This is a genomic window from Amycolatopsis thailandensis (genome assembly GCF_042723255.1).
Classification (GTDB): domain Bacteria; phylum Actinomycetota; class Actinomycetes; order Mycobacteriales; family Pseudonocardiaceae; genus Amycolatopsis; species Amycolatopsis thailandensis.
In genome coordinates, this window is record NZ_JBHXJK010000033.1 from 53,568 (window position 1) to 73,693 (window position 20,126).

The following is a 20,126-nucleotide window of genomic DNA, read 5'->3' on the forward strand; positions in this document are numbered from 1 at the left end:
CCGCGCCGCCGGGCGACGAAACCTGCTGTCGTGCTGCCTGCGAGAACAACTCCGGAGAAGGTACTGACAGGCACCTCGCGATCAGCCGCGCCAGTGCGCCTCCGGCAGCGCGGGGACCCGGTGACCTCGGTGGCCGGTCATCTCCTCGTTCGCGAACAGCGCGTTGAGCACCGCTTCTTCGGTCGCCTGCACGACGGCTTCGAAGAACGGGTCGAGCCTGCCCCACGGGACGAACCGGAGGTTTTCGTACTCGGCCTCCTCCGTCCGCGGGAACCGGCTGGTGAGCGCGCCCGGATTCGCCGTGCTGAACGCGAGGAAGAGGTCGCCCGAGAAATGCGAGCCCGTGGTGCCGGTGCGGGCGAGGCCGAGCGGGACCCGGCGCGCGAGCGACGTGCACTGGCCGGGCAGCAGGGGAGCGTCGGTACCCACGATCACGATCACCGATCCCGCGCCCGAGGGCGCCGACCACGCTTCCTCCATCGGGTTGTCGGCGCCGAGTTCCAGGCCGACGTGCTCGCCGGCCACGGTGAGCTCGCGGCGCGAGCCGAAGTTGGCTTGTACCAACACACCCACGGTGTACTCGTCGTCTCCGTAGGACACCCGGCGGGAGGACGTGCCGGTGCCGCCGTTGAAGCCGTAACAGGTCATCCCGGTGCCGCCGCCGACGGAGCCCTCGGCGGGTGCCTCACTTCGCGCGGCGTCGATCGCGGCGATCGCGTGTCCACTGTGGATGGTCGGCGCGGTGCTGTCGTTCAGGTAGCCGTCCCAGGTTTCGGCGACCACCGGCAGCAGCCATTCGGCGGCGACGTCGGGCCGTTCGCGCACCACCCAGTCGATCACGCCGCGGTGGCACGCGCCGACGGCGTGCGTGGAGGTGATCAGCACCGGCAGGGTCAGCGACCCGGTTTCGGCCAGCCACGCGGTGCCGGTCATCTCGCCGTTGCCGTTGAGGGCGTACGTCCCGGCGGCGCACGGCACGGCGAAGTCCTCGCGTCCGCGCGGCAGGACGGCGGTGACACCGGTGCGTACCGAATCGCCCTCGACGAGCGTCGTGAAACCGATCTCGACACCGGGGACGTCGGTGAGCGCGTTGTGCTCGCCGGTCCGGCCGGGCAGCGGGATACCCAGGTCACGGGCGCGGGTCATGGACGGTCCTCCAAAGGGTTCGAGGTGGCTGTGCGGGCGTAGGAGAGCAACAGGGCTTCGGCGGTCGCGGTTTCCAGCGTCGGCACGGCTTGAGTGAGATGCAGGCCGTAGCCGTCTTCCAGCGCGACGAGGTTCCGCGCGATCGACACCGCGTCGGCGGTCAGGGTGAACTCGCCGGTGGCGGCGCCCGCTTCGAGGATGCCGGTGTAGATCCGGACCTGCTGCTCGTAGAGCGTGATGTGCCGGGCGGCGTACACGGGATCGCGCCGGGCGATCGTGCCGAGTTCGTAGAGCAGCACGCAGAGTTCGTCCGCGGGGCCGGTGGGCAGCCCACTGCGGATCATCGCCCGCAGCCGCTCGGCGGGGCTCGACTTCGTGGCGGCGGCCAGCTCCCTCGCCGAGCAGAACCGGGCCACCGCCTCGCGCTGCACCTCCTGGAGCAGGTCGGTGAGGGTGGGGAAGTAGTACAGGACCGAACCCGAAGACAGGCCCGCGCCCTCGGCGATGTCCCGCAGCCGCAGGTTCAGCACGCCGCGGTCGAGGACGGCCCGTCTGGCCACCTCGATCAGTTCGGCTCGTCGTTCCGGTGCCTTGCTCGGTCTCGCCATGCCCACATTCTTCGAATCTTGTTCGAAAAACGCAAGGGCTGATCACCATCAGGTCTTGACGTCACAACGCGGAGGGCCTTTGATGCGTGCTCAACAGTTCTTCGAAGGAGATTCAAGGAACCCACCTTGTAGGAGGTCGGCCGTGTCCACTCCCGCCCTGCGCCGCGGTCTGCGCACCCTCGGCACGCTGCTCATCACGCTCTCCGCGATCAGTCCCGCCTCGTCGGTCTTCATCATCGCGCCGGGGGTGATCTCCGGAGCCGGGACTGGCGCCTTCTACAGCTTCGTGGCCGCCGCGGTCGTCGGCGTGTTCATGGCCTTCGTCTACGCCGAGCTCGCGTCGGCGTTCCCGCTGGCGGGCGGCGAGTACGCGATCGTCACCCGCACGCTCGGCCGCTTGCCCGGCTTCGCCGTACTCGGCCTGATGATCATCACGCAGGTGCTCATCGTGGCGGTGATCGCGCTTGGCGTCGGCACCTATCTCGGCGTGCTCCTCCCTGGCGTGCCGGGTTCGGTGATCGCCGCCGTGACCTGCGTGGTCGCGGCCGTGGTCGGGGTGTTCGACATCAAGCTCAACGCCTGGGTCACCGGGATCTTCCTGGCGATCGAGATCCTCGCGCTGGTCGTGGTCAGCGCGCTCGGGCTGCTGAACCCGGCGCGTTCGTTCACCGAGCTGCTCGCGCATCCGGTCGCCCCGGACGGCGGCCCGGCCACGGTCGGCGCCATCGCGATCGCCACGTCGGTCGCGATCTTCGCCTACAACGGCTACGGCTCGGCGGTGTACTTCGGTGAGGAGACGCAGGACGCCTCTCGCGGGATCGCCCGAGCGATCCTGATGGCGCTCGGCATCACGGTGCTGGCCGAACTCGTCCCGGTGACCGCGGTCCTCGTCGGCGCGCCGGATCTGAACGCGCTGTTCGCCTCGGAGAACATGCTGTCCTACTTCATCGGCTCGCTCGGCGGCGGAACCCTCGACACGGTCATCGGCCTGGCGATCGCGCTCGCGATCATCAACGCGGTGCTGGCGATCGTGCTGATCAGCTCGCGGATGCTGTTCAGCAGCGGCCGCGACAGCGCGTGGCCGTCACCGGTGAACCGGGCGCTGTCCGCGGTGCACCCGAAGTTCGGGACGCCGTGGGTGGCCACCGTCGGCACCGGCCTGGTGGCCGCGCTGCTCTGCTTCGTCGATCCGAAACTGCTGCTCGTGGTGACGAGCACGTCCATCGTGGCGGTCTACGCGGCCCTCTGCCTCGGCGCGATCATCGGCCGTCGCACCGGCGCCACCGCGCACGCCGCGTACCGGATGCCGTGGTTCCCGGTGGCGCCGGTGCTGGCGCTGGCCGTGCTGGTGTTCGTGGTCTACCAGAACGTGCTCGACCCGGCGGTCGGACGGCCCAGCCTGATCGTCACAGCGTGCGTCGTCCTGTTGTCGATCGCGTACTACCTCGTGGTGCTGCGGCGGAAGGGCGGCTGGAAACTCGCCGACGTCACCGAAGAGAAGGTCGACGGCGAGAAGGCCGACGAACCCGCCTGATCAGGTGTATTCCGCGATCTCGACGCCGTACGTGCCCGGTTCGAGCGCCTCGAAGATGTGCGGCACGTCGCCGGGGTAACAGATGTAGTCGCCGGGCAGCAGCTCGACCGGGTCGTCCTGCGGCCCGACCTTCGCCCGCCCGGCGCTGAGGACCATGTGCTCGACGATGCCGTTCATGTGCGGATCCGAGAGCCGTGGCTTCCCGGGCTCGGCGCGGATCAGGTAGACGTCGCGCCGGGCCCCGGGCGGGCAGGAGCTGAGCAGCGTGCACGCGTAGTCGGCGTGTTCGGCGAACACCGTCGGGCCGCTGCCCGAGCGGATGACCTGCACGCGAGGGCGTTCGGGTTCGACCACTCGCGAGAACGGGACGTCGAGCGCGACGCACAGCGCCCAGATCGTCTCGACGCTCGGGTTCCCGGCCCCGGACTCCAGCTGGGAGAGCGTGGATTTGGCGATGCCGGCGCGTTTCGCGACCTCGGTGAGGGAAAGCCCGGTGCGGGCGCGTTCCCGGCGCAGGGACGTGGCGATGACGTCCAGTGGTGCGCCTTCGGACGCGGTCGGGGACATGCGTTCGCTCCATCGGTCGTTGCGTTCGCCTTGACGAACACGGCTGCGTTCGTTCATTGTATGAAACCATGCGTTCGATTTGGCGAACAACCACTCGTGTCCTGGGGCGCGATCTTCTCCGTGACATCGGGTTGGTCTGCCTCGCCGACACCATTGTCGGCATCTCCTACGGCGCGATCGCGGTGGGCTCCGGCTTCCCGATCTGGGCGCCGATGCTGCTTTCGGTGCTCGTCTTCGCCGGTGCCTCGCAGTTCATGTTCGTCGGCATCATCGCCGCGGGCGGCAGCCCGGTCGCGGCCGTCGCGGCGGGACTGCTGGCCAACGCGCGGCATCTGCCGTTCGGCTTCGCGATCGGCGACGTCCTGGGGAAGCGATGGTCGTCGAGGGTCGTCGGCAGCCACCTGATGATCGACGAATCGGTCGCGTTCGCGCTGGCCCAGCGCGACGAAGAGCGGCGCCGGGCGGCGTACTGGGTGTGCGGGATCGGCCTGTTCGTGTGCTGGAACGTCGGCGTCCTCGCCGGGGCGTACGCCGGGACCGCGATCAGCGACACCGACGCCTTCGGCCTCGACGCGGCCTTCCCGGCGGTCCTGCTCGCGCTGGTCCTGCCGTCGCTGCGCGACCGCGCCGCCCGGCTGCCGGTGCTGCTCGGGGTCGCCGTCGCCCTGGCCACGACGCCGTTCCTGCCCGCCGGCCTGCCGGTGCTGCTCGCCCTGGTTGGCGTGCTGGCCGGAGTGGCCGCGAAGGAACCCGCCGAACGTGAACCCGAGGGAGTGCGCTGATGGACCCGCTGGACCTGATCATCGCCGGTGGCGTGCTCGCCGCCGGGACCTTCGCCTTCCGGTTCGCCGGCCCGGTGCTCAAGGCGCGGTTCACCGTGTCGCCCAAGGCCGAGAAGCTGATGGCGCGCTCGGCCGTCGTCCTGCTGGCCGCGCTGGTCGCCGTCGCCGCGCTCACCGAAGGGCACGAGTTCGCCGGATACGCCCGGCCCGCGGGTGTCCTGGTCGGCGGCGTGCTGGCCTGGCGCAAGGTCCCGTTCGCGCTGGTCGTCGTCGCGGCCGCAGCGACCGCCGCCCTGTTGCGGCTGGCCGGGGTCCCCTGACCTGGCCGTTCCCCGGGGCGCCTAAGCTGGGGGGAAGGTCTTTCGGGAGGTCGGGTGGCGATCGCGACGGGGGCACGGCCGGTGGTCGGCGTGCTCGCACTGCAGGGCGACGTGCGGGAGCACGCCGCGATGGTGGAGCGCGCCGGTGCCCGTGCGCTGCCGGTCCGCCGCGCGAGCGAACTGTCCGAAGTGGACGGTCTGGTGCTGCCGGGCGGCGAGTCGACGACCATGTCGAGGCTTCTGGAGACCTTCGAGCTGCTCGAACCCCTGCGGGAACGCATCGCGGGTGGGCTGCCCGCGTTCGGCTCGTGCGCCGGGATGATCCTGCTCGCCCGGCAGGCCCTCGACGGACGGCCTGACCAGCAGCAACTCGGCGGCCTCGACGTCGTCGTCCGGCGCAACGCGTTCGGGCGGCAGGTGGACTCGTTCGAGGCAGACCTGGACTTCACCGGCATCGAAGGCGGCCCGGTGCACGCTGTGTTCATCCGCGCCCCGTGGGTCGAAAAGGCGGGCGACGGGGTGGAGGTACTCGCCAGTGTCCCCGAAATGCCGGGGTCCGAGGACGCGGCCGCTAGGATCGTCGCGGTCCGGCAGGGGGCGGTACTCGCCACGTCGTTCCACCCCGAACTCACCGGGGACGAGCGCGTGCACAGGCTGTTCGTCGACCTCGTGCGGCAGGCTTAAGCAAACAGACTCTGTGCTCAGCGGCGGGCACAGGAGTAGATGGAGGAGAGATGAGCGGCCACTCCAAGTGGGCCACCACGAAGCACAAGAAGGCCAACCTGGACGCGAAGCGCGGCAAGCTCTTCGCCCGGTTGATCAAGAACATCGAGGTGGCGGGACGCACCGGCGGTGGCGACCCGGACGGCAACCCGACGCTCTACGACGCCATCCAGAAGGCCAAGAAGAACTCGGTCCCGCAGGACAACATCGAGCGCGCCCGCAAGCGCGGCGCCGGTGAAGAAGCGGGCGGCGCCGACTGGCAGACCATCACCTACGAAGGCTACGGCCCGAACGGTGTGGCCGTGCTGATCGAATGCCTCACCGACAACAAGAACCGCGCCGCCATGGAGGTCCGGACCGCGCTCACCCGGAACAACGGCTCGCTCGCCGACCCGGGTTCGGTCGCCTACATGTTCAACCGCAAGGGCGTCGTGATCATGCCCAAGGGTGACGCCGCGGAGGACGACGTCCTCATGGCCGTCCTCGACGCGGGAGCCGAGGAGGTCAACGACCTCGACGAGAACTTCGAGATCGTCTCCGAGGCCACCGACCTCGTCCCGGTCCGGAAAGCCTTGCAGGAAGCCGGTTTCGAGTACGAGTCCGCGGATCTCACCTTCCTGCCGACGGTCAGCGTCCCGCTGGACGTCGAAGGCGCGAAGAAGGTCTTCAAGCTCATCGACGCCCTCGAGGATTGCGACGACGTTCAGAACGTTTACGCGAACTTCGACGTGTCGGACGAGGTCATGGCCGAGGTCGGCTGACGGTTGGTCGTGACGACGTGCGGAACGTCTACGCACTGCGTCGGATTCCACGTGTCCGACGAGGTCATGGCCGAGGTCGGCTGATCGTTTTTCCCGCCATGCCGCGGAAAATCGGTCCCGGGGCTAGGTGCGGGCGCTCGCGTGGGGCACAATGTCGCGCGTGACGACCTCCGAAGCCGATGCCCTCACCGCCGAAGAAACCGAACTCGTCCAGTGGATCGAGGCGCAGGCGCAGGCGAGAGGGAACGCGGTCATCGCGGTCGAAGGCGACGAGAACGACGCGCCCTTCTGTTTCACCGCGTGCGCCTGGGCGCTGCACAACGTGGCGGAAGCGGTCGTCATCGGGCTGCCCGGGCAGATGGGGCCGGTCCTGCTCGACGCCTACGTCGACCGTGCGGCCGCGGGCGAGATCTTCGAGGTCGGCAAGCGCTACGACGATTTCTTCGAGGGCGCGGCGGTGGTCTTCGAACGGGTCGCGAAGGGGCACTATCCCGAGTACTTCGGGAGCGCGTTCCTGATCTACCCGGACGGGGACTTCCCGGCGCTGCAGCTGATCGTCGCCACGCCGGACGGGCACTTCCCGTGGCATCCGGGCGCGCCGGAGGGCTTCGCGCTGTACCAGCCGGTGCTGACCGAATCCGGCGACCCGGAGAGTTGGACGCCAGGCGTCGACGGTCCCTGAGATCTTGGCGCTGCGGCTCCCTGGTCGTTTGAAGTACGTGAAGGCCCCCTTCATTGCGCCTAGCGCAAGGAAGGGGGCCTTCACGTACTTGGGGAAGGTGTGAAGGCCTCCTTCCCTCGGCTCAGCCGGAGAAAACCGACCTTCGCGCTGTCTCAAGTACATGAAGGCCCCCTTCACGGCGCTAGGCGCAAGGAAGGAGGCCTTCATGTACCGCAAGGGCGTAGCCGGCGTCGGCTGGTTGCGGGTCCGGGCCGTGAAGGCCTCCTTGCCTACCCTGAAGGTAGTAAAGGAGGCCTTCACGGACTTGCCGCTCGAGACCAGGGCGCTCACTCGAGCCAGGGCGCCAGGTCTTCGGCCGCCTCCGGCCACTCCGCCACCAAAGCCGCCGCGGAGCGGAACTCCACACAGTCGTCGGTATACGGCGGAACCACCACGGTCCCGACCAGGCTCCACTCACCGGTACTCACCGACGCCTGCCAGACCCCGGCGGGCACCCCCACCTGCGGACGCTGCCCGGCCGCCACGTCCGGTCCCAGCACCGGCCGCGTGATCCGGCCGTCCGGATGCAGCAGCAGCATCCGCACCGGAGCGCCGCCATGGTGGGCGTAGATCTCCAGCCGGTCCAGCCGGTGCGGCGCCGAGGTTTCCGGCGGGACGAGCAGGTAGTAGATCGCGGAAGCGGTTTCGTCGCGCCAGCTCTGCGCCCAGCGGCCGCCCTCCACGGGCAGCGGCTGAAGACCCAGATGAAGGGTGAAGTCGTCGGGGCTCGGCATGTCCTCATCTTGCCCGGCGGCACCTCCGGGTAGCCTCGGATCTCGAACTGATGTTCGCCGGGAGCGGAGGAAAAGCGTGCGGGTACTCGGGGTCGACCCCGGTCTGACCAGGTGCGGGCTCGGAGTGGTCGACGGCGGCACGGGCCGCACCGTCCGCGCCGTGGCCGTCGACGTCGTGCGGACCCCGCCGGACGCCGATCTTTCCGTGCGCCTGCTGGGGATCTCCGACGCCGCCGAGCGATGGATGGATCGCTACAAGCCCGAGGCCGTCGCCGTGGAGCGGGTCTTCGCCCAGCACAACGTGCGCACCGCGATGGGGACCGCGCAGGCCGGCGGCGTCGTCGCGCTCGCGGCCGCCAAACGCGGGCTGCCGGTCGTCTTCCACACGCCGAGTGAGGTCAAGGCCGCCGTCACGGGCTCGGGCCGCGCGGACAAGGCCCAGGTCACCGGTATGGTCATGCGACTTCTCGGTCTCGAGGTCAAACCGCATCCGGCGGACGCCGCGGACGCGCTCGCGCTCGCCATCTGCCACCTGTGGCGCGAACCGATGCGCGTCCGGATCGCCGAAGCCGAAGCCAGGGCGGCCGAGATCGCCAAGAACCACAAGGCCAGGCTCGCCGCCGCGGCCAAAGCAGCCAAAACGCAGGGAGCGGCTCGATGATCTCCTCGGTACGCGGTGAAATCCTCTCCATCGGTCTCGACCACGTCGTGATCGAGGTCGGGGGAGTGGGCTTCGCCGTGCAGGCCACCCCCGCCACCCTCGCGACCCTTCGTCGCGGCGAACAGGCGATGCTGCACACCGCGCTCGTGGTCCGTGAGGACTCCTTGACACTGTTCGGCTTCGCCGAAGCCGACGCCCGCGAACTGTTCGGACTCCTCCAGACGGTCTCCGGAATCGGCCCGCGGCTCGCGCTCGCGACACTGGCCGTCCTCGACCCCGACAAGCTGCGGTCCGCGCTGGTCGAAGGCAACATCACCGTCCTCACCCAGGTGCCCGGCATCGGCCGCAAGGGCGCCGAGCGGCTCACCCTCGAACTCCGCGACAAGGTCACCGCGCTCGCCGGCCCGACCGATGGCTCCCCGGCCGTCGTCGCGCCCGGCGCCCTGCGGAACGAGGTCGTCGAAGCGCTCGCGGGCCTCGGCTTCCCGGCCAAACAAGCCGAGCAGTCCGTCGACAAGGTGCTCAGCGAGGGCGAAGGCCACACGACGTCCTCCGTGCTGCGCGCCGCTTTGGCCACCCTCGGGCGTAAGCGGTAGCCGCCCACATGGACTATGAGGCCGTGACGGATTTCGAGGCCGACGACGAGACGTTGTCGGCACTGCCACAGACCGGCGAACGCGAGGTCGAGACCACGCTGCGCCCGCGCAAGCTCGACGAGTTCGTCGGCCAGCCGCGGGTGCGCGAACAGCTCGAACTCGTCCTGGAGAGCGCGCGGCGCCGCGGCGTCCCGCCGGACCACGTCCTGCTCTCCGGTCCGCCGGGACTGGGCAAGACGAGTATGGCGATGATCGTCGCCGCCGAACTCAACGCCGCCATCCGGATCACTTCGGGACCGGCGCTGGAACGCGCGGGCGACCTGGCCGCGATGCTGTCCAATCTCGCGCCCGGCGACGTCCTGTTCATCGACGAGATCCACCGCATCGCCCGCCCCGCCGAGGAGATGCTGTACCTCGCGATGGAGGACTTCCGGGTCGACGTCGTCGTCGGCAAAGGTCCCGGCGCCACCAGCATCCCGTTGGAGATCGCGCCGTTCACGCTGGTCGGAGCCACGACACGATCCGGTTCGCTGACCGGTCCGCTGCGCGACCGGTTCGGTTTCACCGGTCAGATGGAGTTCTACACCGACAGCGAACTGGAACTCGTCGCCCGCCGCGCCGCCACGATCCTCGACGTCGACATCGACCGGGACGGCTGCGCGGAGATCGCCCGCCGGTCCCGCGGCACACCCCGGATCGCGAACCGGCTCCTGCGCCGGGTGCGCGACTACGCCGAGGTCCGGGCCGACGGCAAGGTCACGCGCAAGATCGCGCGTGCCGCGCTGGAGGTCTACGACGTCGACGAACTCGGCCTCGACAGGCTCGACCGCGCGGTGCTGACGGCGCTGGTCCGGTCTTTCGGGGGAGGTCCCGTCGGCGTGTCCACACTGGCCGTCGCGGTCGGGGAAGAACCGACTACGGTGGAAGAGGTGTGCGAGCCTTACCTGGTCCGCGCCGGTATGCTCGCGCGCACTCCTCGCGGCCGGGTCGCCACAGCGGCCGCGTGGGAACATCTCGGCCTGCCGGTTCCGGCCGGCGCCACACGTGGTGAGCAGGGTGGCCCGAACCTGTTCGACCAGGACTGACCGGACCGTTCGCGAGGTCCGAGGCCTGTGGTGGCGACGGGTGGTGGTGGAGTTTCCGCTGGCACCTGGCACACTCGGGTAGAGCACACCCCGCCAAACCGGACAAAACAGCGCACCGCGCGGCGTCCGCTCGAAATGGAGAATCATGAATCAGTTATTGCTGCCGCTGCTCCTGATGGCCGTCGTGGCGATTCCTCTCGTCATGGGCACCCGTAAGCAGAAGAAGGCGGCGGCAGCGCAGCAGGAGCTGCTCTCGAGCCTCGCTCCCGGTGACCGGGTCATGACCACTTCCGGTCTCTACGCGTCTGTCGCCGACGCCTCCGCCGACACCACGATCGACCTCGAGATCGCTCCCGGCGTCGTGACCACCTGGCTGCGCCAGGCCGTCCGCGAGAAGGTCGAGCCGGTCGTCGAGACCGACGAGGACATCGTCGACGACGAGGCCGTCGTCGAGGAGCCTGCCATCGAGTCGAAGGACGAGGAGCGCGTCGAGGAGAAGACCGGCGCGCAGATCGCTCCTCCGCTGGAGCACGGCAAGAAGTAAAGCCGGGCCATTCCGGTGAACCCGCGACCGCGATCGACGTCGCCACGGCGCTGGTCGGCCTTCCCGCGCACAGTTCGCGGACAGGGCGCCGTGGCACCGCGATAGCGGGGCCTTCGGCCGGGGCGGGTTCAGGCTTTCGGTCACCTCCGGTCGGCGCGCTTCAGCTCCGCCGACAAGGGGCCAAGGCCATTCCCGACACCCGACTTTCGTAGGTGCGGGGCCAACGCCGGGCTCACGCAGCACCGAGTAGTGTCTCGGTGCTGCGTGCGTGTCCGTCGTCATAGTCGTGCCCGTTCACCGGGCATCGTCATCGAGGCAGGTTCGCGGTACCACCGGACTCCCGTCCGGCGAGTGAACAGCCAAGTCCATTGGGGAAAACCCAGTCCGTCCGAGGAGACCGAAGCACAGTGGCCGCACCGGCCGGGCATCTCCGCCCGGGACGCTATCTCGCCTTCTTCGCCCTGATCGTGGTCGCGCTGTACGCCCTGGTGTTCTTCACCGGTAGCGGCAAGCCGACGCCGAAACTCGGCATCGATCTGCAAGGCGGCACGAGGGTCACCCTGTCCGCCCGAAATCCCGACGGCGGCGACCCTCCGCGAGAGTCCCTCGAACAGGCCCGCTCGATCATCGAGCGCCGGGTCAACGGTATCGGCGTCGGTGGCACCGAGGTCGTCCTCGACGGCAGCAACGTCGTCATCACCGTCCCCGGCGAGCAGGGCGACCAGGCCAAGACCCTGGGCAAGACCGCGAAGCTCGGCTTCCGGAAGGTCGTGACGTCGCAGCCGGTGACCCCGGTCCAGCAGCCGTCGACCCCGCCGGCCTCGGGCGCGCCTTCGTCGGCGCCGCCGCCGTCCTCGGGTGCGCCGAGCGCTCCGCCGAGCAGCCCGGCCAACGGTGGCGGTAGCGCCGCAGGTGCGCCGCAGCAGCAGCCTGGTGGCGACTCCGACGAGCAGACCAAGAAGGAGATCGAGCAAGCCCGGAGCCTCCGGCAGAACCCCGATCTGCTTTCGACGGACCAGGCGAAGCAGGCCGCGGCCGCCGAGAAGGCCTTCGCGGCGCTCAACTGCGACCCCAAGGTGTCGGACCCGCTGGTCGGCAACGACCTCACCGACAAGCCGCTGGTCGCCTGTGGTGACAAGAACACTGCGAAGTACCTGCTGGAGCCGGAGTTCCTGCCCGGGACGGAGATCTCCGACGCCTCCTCGGGCTACGACACCCAGAACTCCCAGTGGGTCGTCAACCTGAACTTCAAGAGCGACGGTTCCCGGATCTGGGGTGACTTCACCTCGAAGAACACCCAGAAGCAGGCGGCGTTCGTCCTCGACACGCAGGTCGTCTCCGCGCCGACCATCCAGTCCGCGATCCTGGGTGGCCAGACCCAGATCACCGGCCGGTTCAGCCAGGCCGAGGCGAAGGACCTGGCGGACGTGCTGAAGTACGGCTCGCTGCCGCTGTCGTTCGAGTCCTCGGACGCGACGACGGTGTCCGCGACGCTGGGCCTCGCCTCGCTTCAGGCCGGTCTGATCGCGGGCGGCATCGGCCTGCTGATCGTCTTCATCTACTGCTTGTTCTACTACCGGCTGCTCGGTGTGCTGACGATCCTGTCGCTCGCCTTGTCGTTCTCGCTGGTGTACGCGGTGCTGGTGTTGCTGGGGCGGTGGATCGGGTACACCCTCGACCTCGCCGGCGTGGCGGGCCTGATCATCGCCATCGGTATCACCGCCGACTCGTTCGTCATCTACTTCGAACGACTAAAGGACGAAATCCGGGAAGGCAGGACGTTCCGGTCCGCGGTCCCGCGCGGCTGGTCCCGTGCCCAGCGCACGATTCTGGCGTCGGACGCGGTCAGCTTCCTCGCCGCGGCGATCCTGTACTGGCTGGCCGTCGGTGAGGTCAAGGGCTTCGCGTTCACCCTCGGCATGTCGACCGTCCTCGACCTCGTGGTGGTCTACCTCGTGACGCATCCGCTGGTCGCGATGATCTCGAAGTCGAAGTCGAAGGTCCTGTCCAACCCGAAGAACCTCGGCCTCGGTGCCGTGCAGCAGGTGGGCTCGGAGCGCAAGGCGGCCCGTCCGGCCGCCGGCCGCCCGAACGTCAAGGAGGCGTGACCGTGGTCGACGACAACACCACTACCGCGGGCAAGCGGGAGAGCATCTTCCGCCGCCTCTACGTGGGCACGGGCGCGTTCGACGTGGTCGGCAAGCGCAAGCGCTGGTACCTGTTCTTCGGTGCGCTTGTCCTGGTCTGCGTCGCGTCGATGGGGATCAAGGGGTTCAACTTCGGGATCGACTTCGAAGGCGGAACCCAGCTCCAGATGCCCGCCAACGGCAAGAACGGGCAGATCACCGAGCAGCAGGCCAAGGACGTCTACGCCGAGGCGCTGGGCCGTCCCGCCGACGAGGCGCAGAAGGTCGGAACGGGCGGCTCCTCGACGATCCAGCTTCGTTCGGAGACGCTGGAGACGGCCGAGGTCAACAAGCTCAAGGAAGCGCTGTTCGAGAAGCTGGGTCCGATCGGGTCCAACGGGCAGCCAAGTGTCCAGGCGATCAGTGACAGCGCGGTGAGCGCGTCCTGGGGCGGGGAGATCTCGCGGCAGGCGCTGATCGCGCTCGGGGTGTTCCTGCTGGCGGTCACGCTGTTCCTGGCGTTGTACTTCGACACCAGGATGGCCGCGGCGGCACTGATCTCACTGCTGCACGACATCGTGGTGACGGCGGGTGTGTACTCGCTGATCGGCTTCGAGGTCACGCCGGCGACGGTGGTCGGTCTGCTGACGATCCTCGGGTTCTCGCTGTACGACACGGTGGTGGTGTTCGACAAGGTCCGCGAGAACACGCGCGGCCTGCTCGGGCTCACCCGCCGCACGTTCGGCGAGGCGGCCAACCTGGCGCTGAACCAGACGCTGATGCGGTCGTTCAACACCGCGCTGATCGCGATGCTGCCGATCCTCGGCCTGCTGGTCGTCGGGTACATCCTGCTCGGCTCCGGCACGCTGCAGGACCTCGCGCTGGTGCAGCTCACCGGCACCGTGGTCGGCGTGCTGTCCTCGGTCGCGCTGGCCACCCCGCTGCTGGTGGACCTCAAGATGCGTGACCCGAAGTTCCGTCAGCAGGCGGATCGGGTCCACGCGCGGCGCGCGAACCAGGCCCGCAAGGCCGCCGAGCGTGAAGACGACGACTTCGACCCGAACGACGAGGACTCGCTCGCCGCCGAACTCCGCAAGGAGAAGGCGTACGCCGCCGCGGCGAGCGTCCCGGCCCGGAACCAGAGGGCCCACAAGGGTCGTCCGTCGGGCAAGCGCAAGAGGTAACCCGGGTTTCAAGCGCTATGAAGGGGCCTTTCATTGCAAAATTTGCGATGAAAGGCCCCTTCATAGCGACCGGCCACGAACACCACGCAAGCTGAGAGCAAGGAAGTACATGGAGCTGGACAAGGCACTCGACCTCATCGCCGACGTGCCGGACTTCCCGGAGCCCGGTGTGCTGTTCCGGGACCTGAGTCCGCTGTTCGCCGACGCGGCCGGTTTCAAGGCCGTCACCGACGCGCTGGCCGAGACCGTCGACCCCGGCGCCGACCTGCTGGCGGGCGTGGAAGCGCGCGGGTTCCTGCTGGCCGCCGCCGTCGGCTACTCCCGCGGTCTCGGTGTCGCGTTGATCCGCAAGCCCGGCAAGCTGCCGCGGGTCGCGGGCCGGGTCGGGTACACGCTGGAATACGGCACGGCGACCGTCGAACTGCCCGAAGGGGTCGTCCTGCCGGGTCAGCGTGTCGCGGTCCTCGACGACGTGCTCGCCACCGGCGGCACGGTCGCGGCCACCTGCAAGCTGCTGGAAGACGCGAAGGTGCAGGTCACCGGTGTTTCGGTGGTCATGGAACTCGGGGCGCTCGGTGGTCGTTCCGTGCTTGAGGGGCGTCGTGTGGAGGCCCTCCGGGTGTGTTGAACGGGCGTACCAAGTGAGCCGCGAGGGGGAGCGGTTACCCTTGATGTCCGAAGGCCGCACGAAGCGCAGGAGGTGCGGGTGAGCCAAGAGCTCGATGCCGCGGTGTCCTCGAAGGACGGCACCGAGCAGAACGGTGCGACGCGACAGGGGGCCGCGCCGACACCGTCCGCGACGCGCCGGGTCCGTGCCCGTCTCGCCCGCCGGATCACCGCGCAGCGCGCCGCGCCGGTCAAGCAGGTTCTCGAGCCGCTCGCCGTCATCCACCGCGAGATGCATCCGAACGCCGACCTCACGCAGCTCCAGCGCGCCTACGACGTCGCCGAGGAGCTCCACCGCGAACAGCGGCGCAAGTCCGGCGACCCGTACATCACGCATCCGCTCGCCGTCGCGACCATTCTCGCCGAACTCGGCATGGACACGACGACGCTGGTCGCGGCTCTGCTGCACGACACCGTCGAGGACACCGGGTACTCGCTGGAGAGCCTGAAGGCGGACTTCGGCGAGAAGGTCGGCGAGCTGGTCGACGGCGTCACCAAGCTGGACAAGGTCAAACTCGGCACGGCCGCCGAGGCCGAGACCATCCGCAAGATGGTCATCGCCATGGCGCGCGACCCGCGGGTGCTGGTCATCAAGCTGTCCGACCGGCTGCACAACATGCGCACGATGCGTTTCCTGCCGCCGGAGAAGCAGGCCCGCAAGGCTCGGGAGACCCTGGAGGTCCTCGCCCCACTGGCGCACCGGCTCGGCATGGCGACGGTCAAATGGGAGCTGGAGGACCTGGCGTTCGCCATCCTGCAGCCGAAGAAGTACGACGAGATCGTGCGCCTGGTCGCCGATCGCGCGCCTTCCCGCGACACGTACCTGCGGTCCGTGATCACGGAGCTGACCGGCAACCTCGAAGGCTCGCGGATCACCGCCAAGGTCGAGGGCAGGCCGAAGCATTACTACTCGATCCACCAGAAGATGATCGTCCGCGGACGCGACCTCGACGACATCCACGACCTGGTGGGCGTGCGGATCCTGGTCGAGGACGTCCGCGACTGCTACGCCGCGATGGGTGTCGTCCACGCGCTGTGGCAGCCGGTCCCCGGCCGGTTCAAGGACTACATCGCGCAGCCCCGGTTCGGCGTCTACCAGTCGTTGCACACCACGGTGATCGGCCCGGACGGCAAACCCCTCGAAGTCCAGATCCGGACCTACGAGATGCACCGCACCGCCGAGTACGGCATCGCGGCGCACTGGCGGTACAAGGAGACCAAGGGCACCCACAACGGGAACGCCATGGACGTCGACGAGATGGCGTGGATGCGCCAGCTCCTCGACTGGCAGCGTGAAGCCGCGGACCCGGGCGACTTCCTGGAGTCACTGCGCTACGAGCTCGCCTCGCGCGAGATCTTCGTGTTCACGCCCAAGGGCGACGTGATCACGCTGCCGGTCGATTCGACCCCGGTCGACTTCGCCTACGCCGTGCACACCGAGGTCGGGCACCGCTGCATCGGCGCCCGCGTCAACGGCAGGCTCGTCGCGCTCGAGCGCAAGCTGGAGAACGGCGAGGTCATCGAGATCTTCACCTCGAAGGCCGAGACGGCGGGCCCGAGCCGCGACTGGCTGCAGTTCGCCGGTTCGCCCAAGGCCCGCGCGAAGATCCGGCAGTGGTTCGCCAAGGAACGCCGTGACGAGGCGATCGAAGGCGGCAAGGAGGCCATCACCAAGGAGGTCCGCAAGGTCGGCCTCCCGATCCAGCGGCTGGTCTCCGCCGAATCGATGGGCGCGGTCGCCACCGAACTGCGGCACCCGGACATCAGCTCGCTGTACGCGGCCGTCGGTGAGGGCCACACCAGCGCGAAGCACGTCGTGCAGCGGCTGGTCGCGCTCATCGGCGGAGTCGACGAGGCGGAAGAAGAGCTCGCCGAACGCGCGACACCGTCCACCGTCACCCGCCGTCGTGGTTCGAACGACGTCGGCGTGGTCGTGAAGGGCGCCAGTGACATCTGGGCCAAGCTCGCCCGCTGCTGCACGCCGGTGCCGGGCGACGAAATCCTCGGGTTCGTCACCCGCGGTGGCGGCGTCAGCGTGCACCGCACCGACTGCACCAACGCCGACGACCTGCGGGCCCAGCCCGAGAGGCTGGTCGAGGTCGAATGGGCGCCGTCGGCGTCGTCGGTGTTCCTCGTCGCGATCCAGGTCGAGGCGCTGGACAGGCACCGGCTGCTCTCGGACGTCACCAAGGTGCTCGCGGACGAGAAGGTCAACATCCTGTCCGCGTCGGTGACGACGTCACGCGACAGGGTCGCGGTCAGCCGGTTCTCGTTCGAGATGGGCGACCCGAAGCACCTCGGACACGTGCTGAAGGTGGTCCGAGGCGTCGAAGGCGTCTACGACGTCTACCGGGTGACGTCGGCTTCCTAGGCGCCCCGGACGAACGCCCAGGCACTGCGATTGAGGGTGTCCTCGGTCCCGGTGAAGCCCTCGGATGGGCTGATCCCTTCTTCGACTAGGTCGAGGTCGGGATCGTCGGCGGTGCCGCCGCGGCCATCGGGGCCGACGGCGAACATCACCGCCGGGTTTCCGCCGGGGTCCATGATCCCCGGCACGGCGTTGGTCAGGTCGGTGTGCCAGCTGCCCGACATGTGCCCGGCCTCGTGGCTGGTGATGTTGCCGACCGCGCGGCCGATGAACGCGATCTTGTCGCTTCCCGGTCCCACATAGGTGTTGAGCGACCAGACGGGCCCGGCGGGTTGGCTGATCTCGTCGAGCAGGACCAGCGCGGTCTCCTCCTTGCCGAAGTTGCCCGCGTCGATGGACTGGGCGATGCCGATGGTCTGGATACCCGTTTCGAGCGTCGTGCCGCCGACCACGACCCGGCTTACGTTCGGCTGACCCCACGGATCCGCGTGGTCCCGGCTGTTGAGGACACGCAGTGCGAACCTCGGGTTGGTGCCCTTGGCGACGAGGTCGCGTTCGAGGTTCTCCTTGACGGTGGCGATGATCGCGTCGGTCAGCGCGCGTTCGTCGCGGTCGGTGAGGCCCCAGCGCGGCAGGAAGGCCGACAGTGGTGAGAGATCGCGGATGCCACCACCGGTGCCGAAGATCGAGGTGTTGACCCTGGCGCCGTCGAAGTCCAGGAAGATCGTGGGCACGCTGCCGCGCGGAGCGGTTTCGGTGCCGGGGCGGAAGGCTTCGAGTTTGATGTCGTACGCGCCTTCGCCCGCTTCGACGCCGAGACGGTAGCGGCCTTCCTTCGGTGCCACGAAGTCCACGACGGCGTTGCCGCCACCGGGCATCGGCGAGGCCGTCGAGAAGATCGAGGTGAGGTCCTGCGACGAGCCGAAGACCTCCCGTCCGGCCGGGTCGTACACCGCGAGCCGGGTCCCGCCACCGGCCACGGACGCGCCGAGCACGTCTCCGGCACGCAGGTCGAACGAGTAGTAGTCGAGGTCTCCGCCGCTCTTGCCGCTCGTGATCGCGAGCTCGTACGGGCCCTCGGTCCGGATACCGCCGCCGGTGCCGGGTTTCGTGTGATCGGCGGGGAGACCGGACCCCACCATGAGGAAGAACTCCCGGCCCGGCGGAATGGTGAACGAGAGCCGCGAGTCCGTGGATCCGCCGGCGTTGTCGTTGAGCGCCCACAGGCCGTCTTTGTCGAACAGCGCCAGGAACGTGTCCAGCTCGCCTGTCGGCGTCAGGGTCCGTGCGCTGAAGGTCACCGGTGCCGCCCCCGCGCTCAGCCGGTAGAAGTCGAAGTCACCCGTGCCGTCGCCGGCGCTGCCGTACGGTCCGTCGCCGATGACGCCGCTCGTGCGGATGGCACGGCGCTCGGCGCCGACCCCGGTTTCGCTCGCCAGACCGATCGCGTCGCTGGGCTCGGCGGCCGGGGGAAGCGTGGGGATCGAGGCGTCCGGCTTGAGATCGCCGGTGAGCCGGACCTTGGAGTTCTTGGCGCGCTGGGTGCCGAATCCCGCGATGTGCTCGGCCTTGGCGAGGGAATCGTTGGCGCCACTGGTTCCGGGCGGTTCTTTTTCTTTGTAAGGCAAGGGGTTCTGAGCTGATGACCGGGTTCGCGCCTGGGTCTTCGCTGCTCGGTCGCGGAGGACGGCCGCTCGATCCGTCGTCGCCGGGCGCTGCGGGAACATCAGCAGCGGGTCGGGCTGGATCCGTCCGGGCGCCGCGGTGGCCTGTCCGCTCACCAGGGCCGCAGTGAGCAAGACGGTTGTGAGAACGCCGAGCACGCGTTTCGCCATCGAGTTCCCCTAGCTCGTTGGACGACCAGAAAACCACAGGGGGAGCGCGCTGCAAGCCGCCTTTCGGAGGCTTGTTGGCCACATCCGGCTGGTTCAGGTGGAGGCGCGCACTTAGGGTGCGGAACATGACTGACGGGTTCGAATTCACTCGTGACGGCGAGGTCGCGCGGCTGACGTTCACCAGGCCGGAGAAGATGAACGCGATCACCTACGGGATGTGGTCGGCGATCCCGGACGTGGTGGCGCGGGTGGAGGCGGACCCGGCGATCAAGGTCCTCGTGCTGACCGGCGCGGGCGCGCATTTCTCGGCGGGCGCGGACATCAGCGAGTTTCGGGACCTGCGGTCCACCGCCGACGCGGCCGAGACCTACGACAAAGCCGTCGACGGGGCGGTGGCGGCGCTGACGGCGTCGCGGAAGCCGACGGTGGCGATGATCCAGGGGAACTGCATCGGCGGCGGCTGCCAGCTCTCGGTCGCCTGCGATTTCCGCTTCGCCGCGGAGGGCTCGCGCTTCGGCATCACGCCGGCGAAGCTCGGCATCGTCTACCACTTCGGTTCGACCCGGCGGCTGGTCTCGCTGGTCGGGCCCGCGCACGCGAAGTACTTCCTGCTCTCGGGCGAACTCGTCGACGCGCGGCGGGCGCGGGAGATCGGCCTGCTCAACGACGTCTTTCCCGCCGACGAGCTGGAGGTCTCGACGGCGAAGTTCGTCGAGACGCTGGCTTCGCGTTCGCAGGCGTCGGTGCGCGGGATGAACCGGATCATCGAGAAGATCGTCGCGGGACAACAGGAATCCGACGCCGAAGTGGACGAGATCCGGCTCGGAGCCTTGCACGGTGAGGACTACGCCGAGGGTGTGGCCGCTTTCCTCGCCCGGCGGCCACCGAAGTTCACCTACCGCTGAGACGTCGCGCTGGGTCGTGAGTGGCGATTCGGGTTAGAGCGGACCGGTGTTTACCTACCCACGCCTGAACTGGGCGAGAGTGGTGGCTCCGCGGCGGCCGGGGCACGACGATGTAGGAATTGGGACGTTCAACCTGGATCCACCGGTGTGTTTGTTAGGTGATCTTGGTGGGGCTTGTTGATCTTGTGGTGGGGTGGTGGGCAGGGTGGGTTGCCGGTCGTCTCATCCGGTGTGTCCACTGTGGTCTGGTTGGTGGGGGT

General features: G+C 68.9%; 20 protein-coding genes. 15 read left to right on the forward strand and 5 right to left on the reverse strand.

The window, feature by feature from the left end; all coding sequences use genetic code 11:
* Positions 1-81: 81 nt before the first annotated feature.
* Both ACFWMR_RS15815 and ACFWMR_RS15820 read right to left on the reverse strand, forming a co-directional pair.
* Positions 82-1,146, reverse strand: a complete 1,065-nt coding sequence (locus ACFWMR_RS15815; RefSeq protein WP_378378874.1) for a DmpA family aminopeptidase — start codon at positions 1,144-1,146, stop codon at positions 82-84.
* Positions 1,143-1,754 (reverse strand): TetR/AcrR family transcriptional regulator, encoded by a 612-nt coding sequence (locus ACFWMR_RS15820; protein WP_378378875.1) that lies wholly within the window; start codon positions 1,752-1,754, stop codon positions 1,143-1,145. The genes ACFWMR_RS15815 and ACFWMR_RS15820 overlap by 4 nt, the downstream gene beginning before the upstream one ends.
* A gap of 142 nt (positions 1,755-1,896) precedes the next feature.
* On the opposite strand from ACFWMR_RS15820, the gene ACFWMR_RS15825 reads away from it, so the two are divergent.
* Entirely contained in the window at positions 1,897-3,288 is a 1,392-nt protein-coding gene (locus ACFWMR_RS15825) for an APC family permease (RefSeq protein WP_378378876.1), read from the forward strand.
* Here ACFWMR_RS15825 and ACFWMR_RS15830 read toward each other — a convergent pair whose 3' ends face one another.
* Positions 3,289-3,855 carry a helix-turn-helix domain-containing protein gene (locus tag ACFWMR_RS15830; RefSeq protein WP_378279949.1) on the reverse strand — a complete coding sequence of 189 codons (567 nt, stop codon included), beginning with the start codon at positions 3,853-3,855 and terminating at the stop codon, positions 3,289-3,291.
* Positions 3,856-3,923: 68 nt separating this feature from the next.
* Between ACFWMR_RS15830 and ACFWMR_RS15835 the strand changes: the two genes are divergently transcribed.
* The 5 genes from ACFWMR_RS15835 (at position 3,924) to ACFWMR_RS15855 (ending at position 7,123) form a co-directional block, all read left to right on the forward strand.
* The gene (locus ACFWMR_RS15835; protein ID WP_378378877.1) at positions 3,924-4,637 is read left to right on the forward strand and encodes an AzlC family ABC transporter permease; all 714 of its coding nucleotides are present in this window, start codon (positions 3,924-3,926) and stop codon (positions 4,635-4,637) included.
* The gene (locus ACFWMR_RS15840) at positions 4,637-4,957 is read left to right on the forward strand and encodes an AzlD domain-containing protein (RefSeq protein WP_378378878.1); all 321 of its coding nucleotides are present in this window, start codon (positions 4,637-4,639) and stop codon (positions 4,955-4,957) included. Before ACFWMR_RS15835 ends, ACFWMR_RS15840 begins: the two co-directional genes overlap by 1 nt.
* A gap of 54 nt (positions 4,958-5,011) precedes the next feature.
* Positions 5,012-5,641 (forward strand): pyridoxal 5'-phosphate synthase glutaminase subunit PdxT, encoded by a 630-nt coding sequence (pdxT, locus tag ACFWMR_RS15845; protein WP_378279955.1) that lies wholly within the window; start codon positions 5,012-5,014, stop codon positions 5,639-5,641.
* A 50-nt stretch (positions 5,642-5,691) separates the two neighbouring features.
* Positions 5,692-6,441: a YebC/PmpR family DNA-binding transcriptional regulator gene (locus tag ACFWMR_RS15850; protein WP_005159087.1), complete on the forward strand. Its 750-nt coding sequence runs from the start codon at positions 5,692-5,694 to the stop codon at positions 6,439-6,441.
* Between the two features lie 151 nt (positions 6,442-6,592).
* Positions 6,593-7,123: a DUF4262 domain-containing protein gene (locus tag ACFWMR_RS15855; protein ID WP_378279956.1), complete on the forward strand. Its 531-nt coding sequence runs from the start codon at positions 6,593-6,595 to the stop codon at positions 7,121-7,123.
* 326 nt (positions 7,124-7,449) lie between these two features.
* On the opposite strand, the gene ACFWMR_RS15860 is transcribed toward ACFWMR_RS15855, so the two are convergent.
* Positions 7,450-7,896, reverse strand: coding sequence for a cupin domain-containing protein (locus ACFWMR_RS15860; RefSeq protein ID WP_378378879.1), 447 nt, complete (start codon positions 7,894-7,896; stop codon positions 7,450-7,452).
* A gap of 76 nt (positions 7,897-7,972) precedes the next feature.
* On the opposite strand from ACFWMR_RS15860, the gene ruvC reads away from it, so the two are divergent.
* The 8 genes from ruvC (at position 7,973) to ACFWMR_RS15900 (ending at position 17,129) form a co-directional block, all read left to right on the forward strand.
* A complete protein-coding gene (gene ruvC / locus ACFWMR_RS15865; RefSeq protein WP_378378880.1) occupies positions 7,973-8,557 on the forward strand; it encodes a crossover junction endodeoxyribonuclease RuvC in 585 nt (194 codons plus the stop codon).
* A complete protein-coding gene (gene ruvA, locus ACFWMR_RS15870; RefSeq protein WP_093939135.1) occupies positions 8,554-9,153 on the forward strand; it encodes a Holliday junction branch migration protein RuvA in 600 nt (199 codons plus the stop codon). Before ruvC ends, ruvA begins: the two co-directional genes overlap by 4 nt.
* An 8-nt stretch (positions 9,154-9,161) precedes the next feature.
* Complete coding sequence (gene ruvB / locus ACFWMR_RS15875) at positions 9,162-10,238, forward strand: Holliday junction branch migration DNA helicase RuvB (protein ID WP_093939136.1); 1,077 nt, start codon at positions 9,162-9,164, stop codon at positions 10,236-10,238.
* A 145-nt stretch (positions 10,239-10,383) separates the two neighbouring features.
* Positions 10,384-10,782, forward strand: coding sequence for a preprotein translocase subunit YajC (yajC, locus tag ACFWMR_RS15880; protein WP_167406448.1), 399 nt, complete (start codon positions 10,384-10,386; stop codon positions 10,780-10,782).
* 407 nt (positions 10,783-11,189) lie between these two features.
* Positions 11,190-12,890: a protein translocase subunit SecD gene (secD, locus tag ACFWMR_RS15885; protein WP_378378881.1), complete on the forward strand. Its 1,701-nt coding sequence runs from the start codon at positions 11,190-11,192 to the stop codon at positions 12,888-12,890.
* Positions 12,887-14,092 carry a protein translocase subunit SecF gene (gene secF, locus ACFWMR_RS15890; protein WP_378378882.1) on the forward strand — a complete coding sequence of 402 codons (1,206 nt, stop codon included), beginning with the start codon at positions 12,887-12,889 and terminating at the stop codon, positions 14,090-14,092. Before secD ends, secF begins: the two co-directional genes overlap by 4 nt.
* A 109-nt stretch (positions 14,093-14,201) precedes the next feature.
* Positions 14,202-14,720 carry an adenine phosphoribosyltransferase gene (locus tag ACFWMR_RS15895; protein ID WP_378378883.1) on the forward strand — a complete coding sequence of 173 codons (519 nt, stop codon included), beginning with the start codon at positions 14,202-14,204 and terminating at the stop codon, positions 14,718-14,720.
* A gap of 102 nt (positions 14,721-14,822) precedes the next feature.
* Positions 14,823-17,129, forward strand: coding sequence for a RelA/SpoT family protein (locus ACFWMR_RS15900; RefSeq protein WP_378279749.1), 2,307 nt, complete (start codon positions 14,823-14,825; stop codon positions 17,127-17,129).
* Here the strand turns inward: ACFWMR_RS15900 and ACFWMR_RS15905 are convergent.
* Positions 17,126-18,961 (reverse strand): PPC domain-containing protein, encoded by a 1,836-nt coding sequence (locus ACFWMR_RS15905; RefSeq protein ID WP_378378884.1) that lies wholly within the window; start codon positions 18,959-18,961, stop codon positions 17,126-17,128. The two genes, ACFWMR_RS15900 and ACFWMR_RS15905, sit on opposite strands and share 4 nt — an antisense overlap.
* A 125-nt stretch (positions 18,962-19,086) precedes the next feature.
* Between ACFWMR_RS15905 and ACFWMR_RS15910 the strand changes: the two genes are divergently transcribed.
* Positions 19,087-19,866 (forward strand): enoyl-CoA hydratase/isomerase family protein, encoded by a 780-nt coding sequence (locus ACFWMR_RS15910; protein ID WP_378378885.1) that lies wholly within the window; start codon positions 19,087-19,089, stop codon positions 19,864-19,866.
* Positions 19,867-20,126: the final 260 nt, after the last annotated feature.

Excerpts from the sequence above, each read along its gene's own strand:
- ACFWMR_RS15815 (WP_378378874.1), bottom strand. The coding sequence starts at position 1,146 with ATGACCCGCGCCCGTGACCTGGGTATCCCGCTGCCCGGCCGGACCGGC.
- ACFWMR_RS15820 (WP_378378875.1), bottom strand. The coding sequence starts at position 1,754 with ATGGCGAGACCGAGCAAGGCACCGGAACGACGAGCCGAACTGATCGAG.
- ACFWMR_RS15830 (WP_378279949.1), bottom strand. The coding sequence starts at position 3,855 with ATGTCCCCGACCGCGTCCGAAGGCGCACCACTGGACGTCATCGCCACG.
- ACFWMR_RS15835 (WP_378378877.1), top strand. The coding sequence starts at position 3,924 with ATGCGTTCGATTTGGCGAACAACCACTCGTGTCCTGGGGCGCGATCTT.
- ACFWMR_RS15840 (WP_378378878.1), top strand. The coding sequence starts at position 4,637 with ATGGACCCGCTGGACCTGATCATCGCCGGTGGCGTGCTCGCCGCCGGG.
- ACFWMR_RS15850 (WP_005159087.1), top strand. The coding sequence starts at position 5,692 with ATGAGCGGCCACTCCAAGTGGGCCACCACGAAGCACAAGAAGGCCAAC.
- ACFWMR_RS15855 (WP_378279956.1), top strand. The coding sequence starts at position 6,593 with ATGTCGCGCGTGACGACCTCCGAAGCCGATGCCCTCACCGCCGAAGAA.
- ACFWMR_RS15860 (WP_378378879.1), bottom strand. The coding sequence starts at position 7,896 with ATGCCGAGCCCCGACGACTTCACCCTTCATCTGGGTCTTCAGCCGCTG.
- ruvA (WP_093939135.1), top strand. The coding sequence starts at position 8,554 with ATGATCTCCTCGGTACGCGGTGAAATCCTCTCCATCGGTCTCGACCAC.
- ruvB (WP_093939136.1), top strand. The coding sequence starts at position 9,162 with ATGGACTATGAGGCCGTGACGGATTTCGAGGCCGACGACGAGACGTTG.
- yajC (WP_167406448.1), top strand. The coding sequence starts at position 10,384 with ATGAATCAGTTATTGCTGCCGCTGCTCCTGATGGCCGTCGTGGCGATT.
- ACFWMR_RS15895 (WP_378378883.1), top strand. The coding sequence starts at position 14,202 with ATGGAGCTGGACAAGGCACTCGACCTCATCGCCGACGTGCCGGACTTC.
- ACFWMR_RS15905 (WP_378378884.1), bottom strand. The coding sequence starts at position 18,961 with ATGGCGAAACGCGTGCTCGGCGTTCTCACAACCGTCTTGCTCACTGCG.
- ACFWMR_RS15910 (WP_378378885.1), top strand. The coding sequence starts at position 19,087 with ATGACTGACGGGTTCGAATTCACTCGTGACGGCGAGGTCGCGCGGCTG.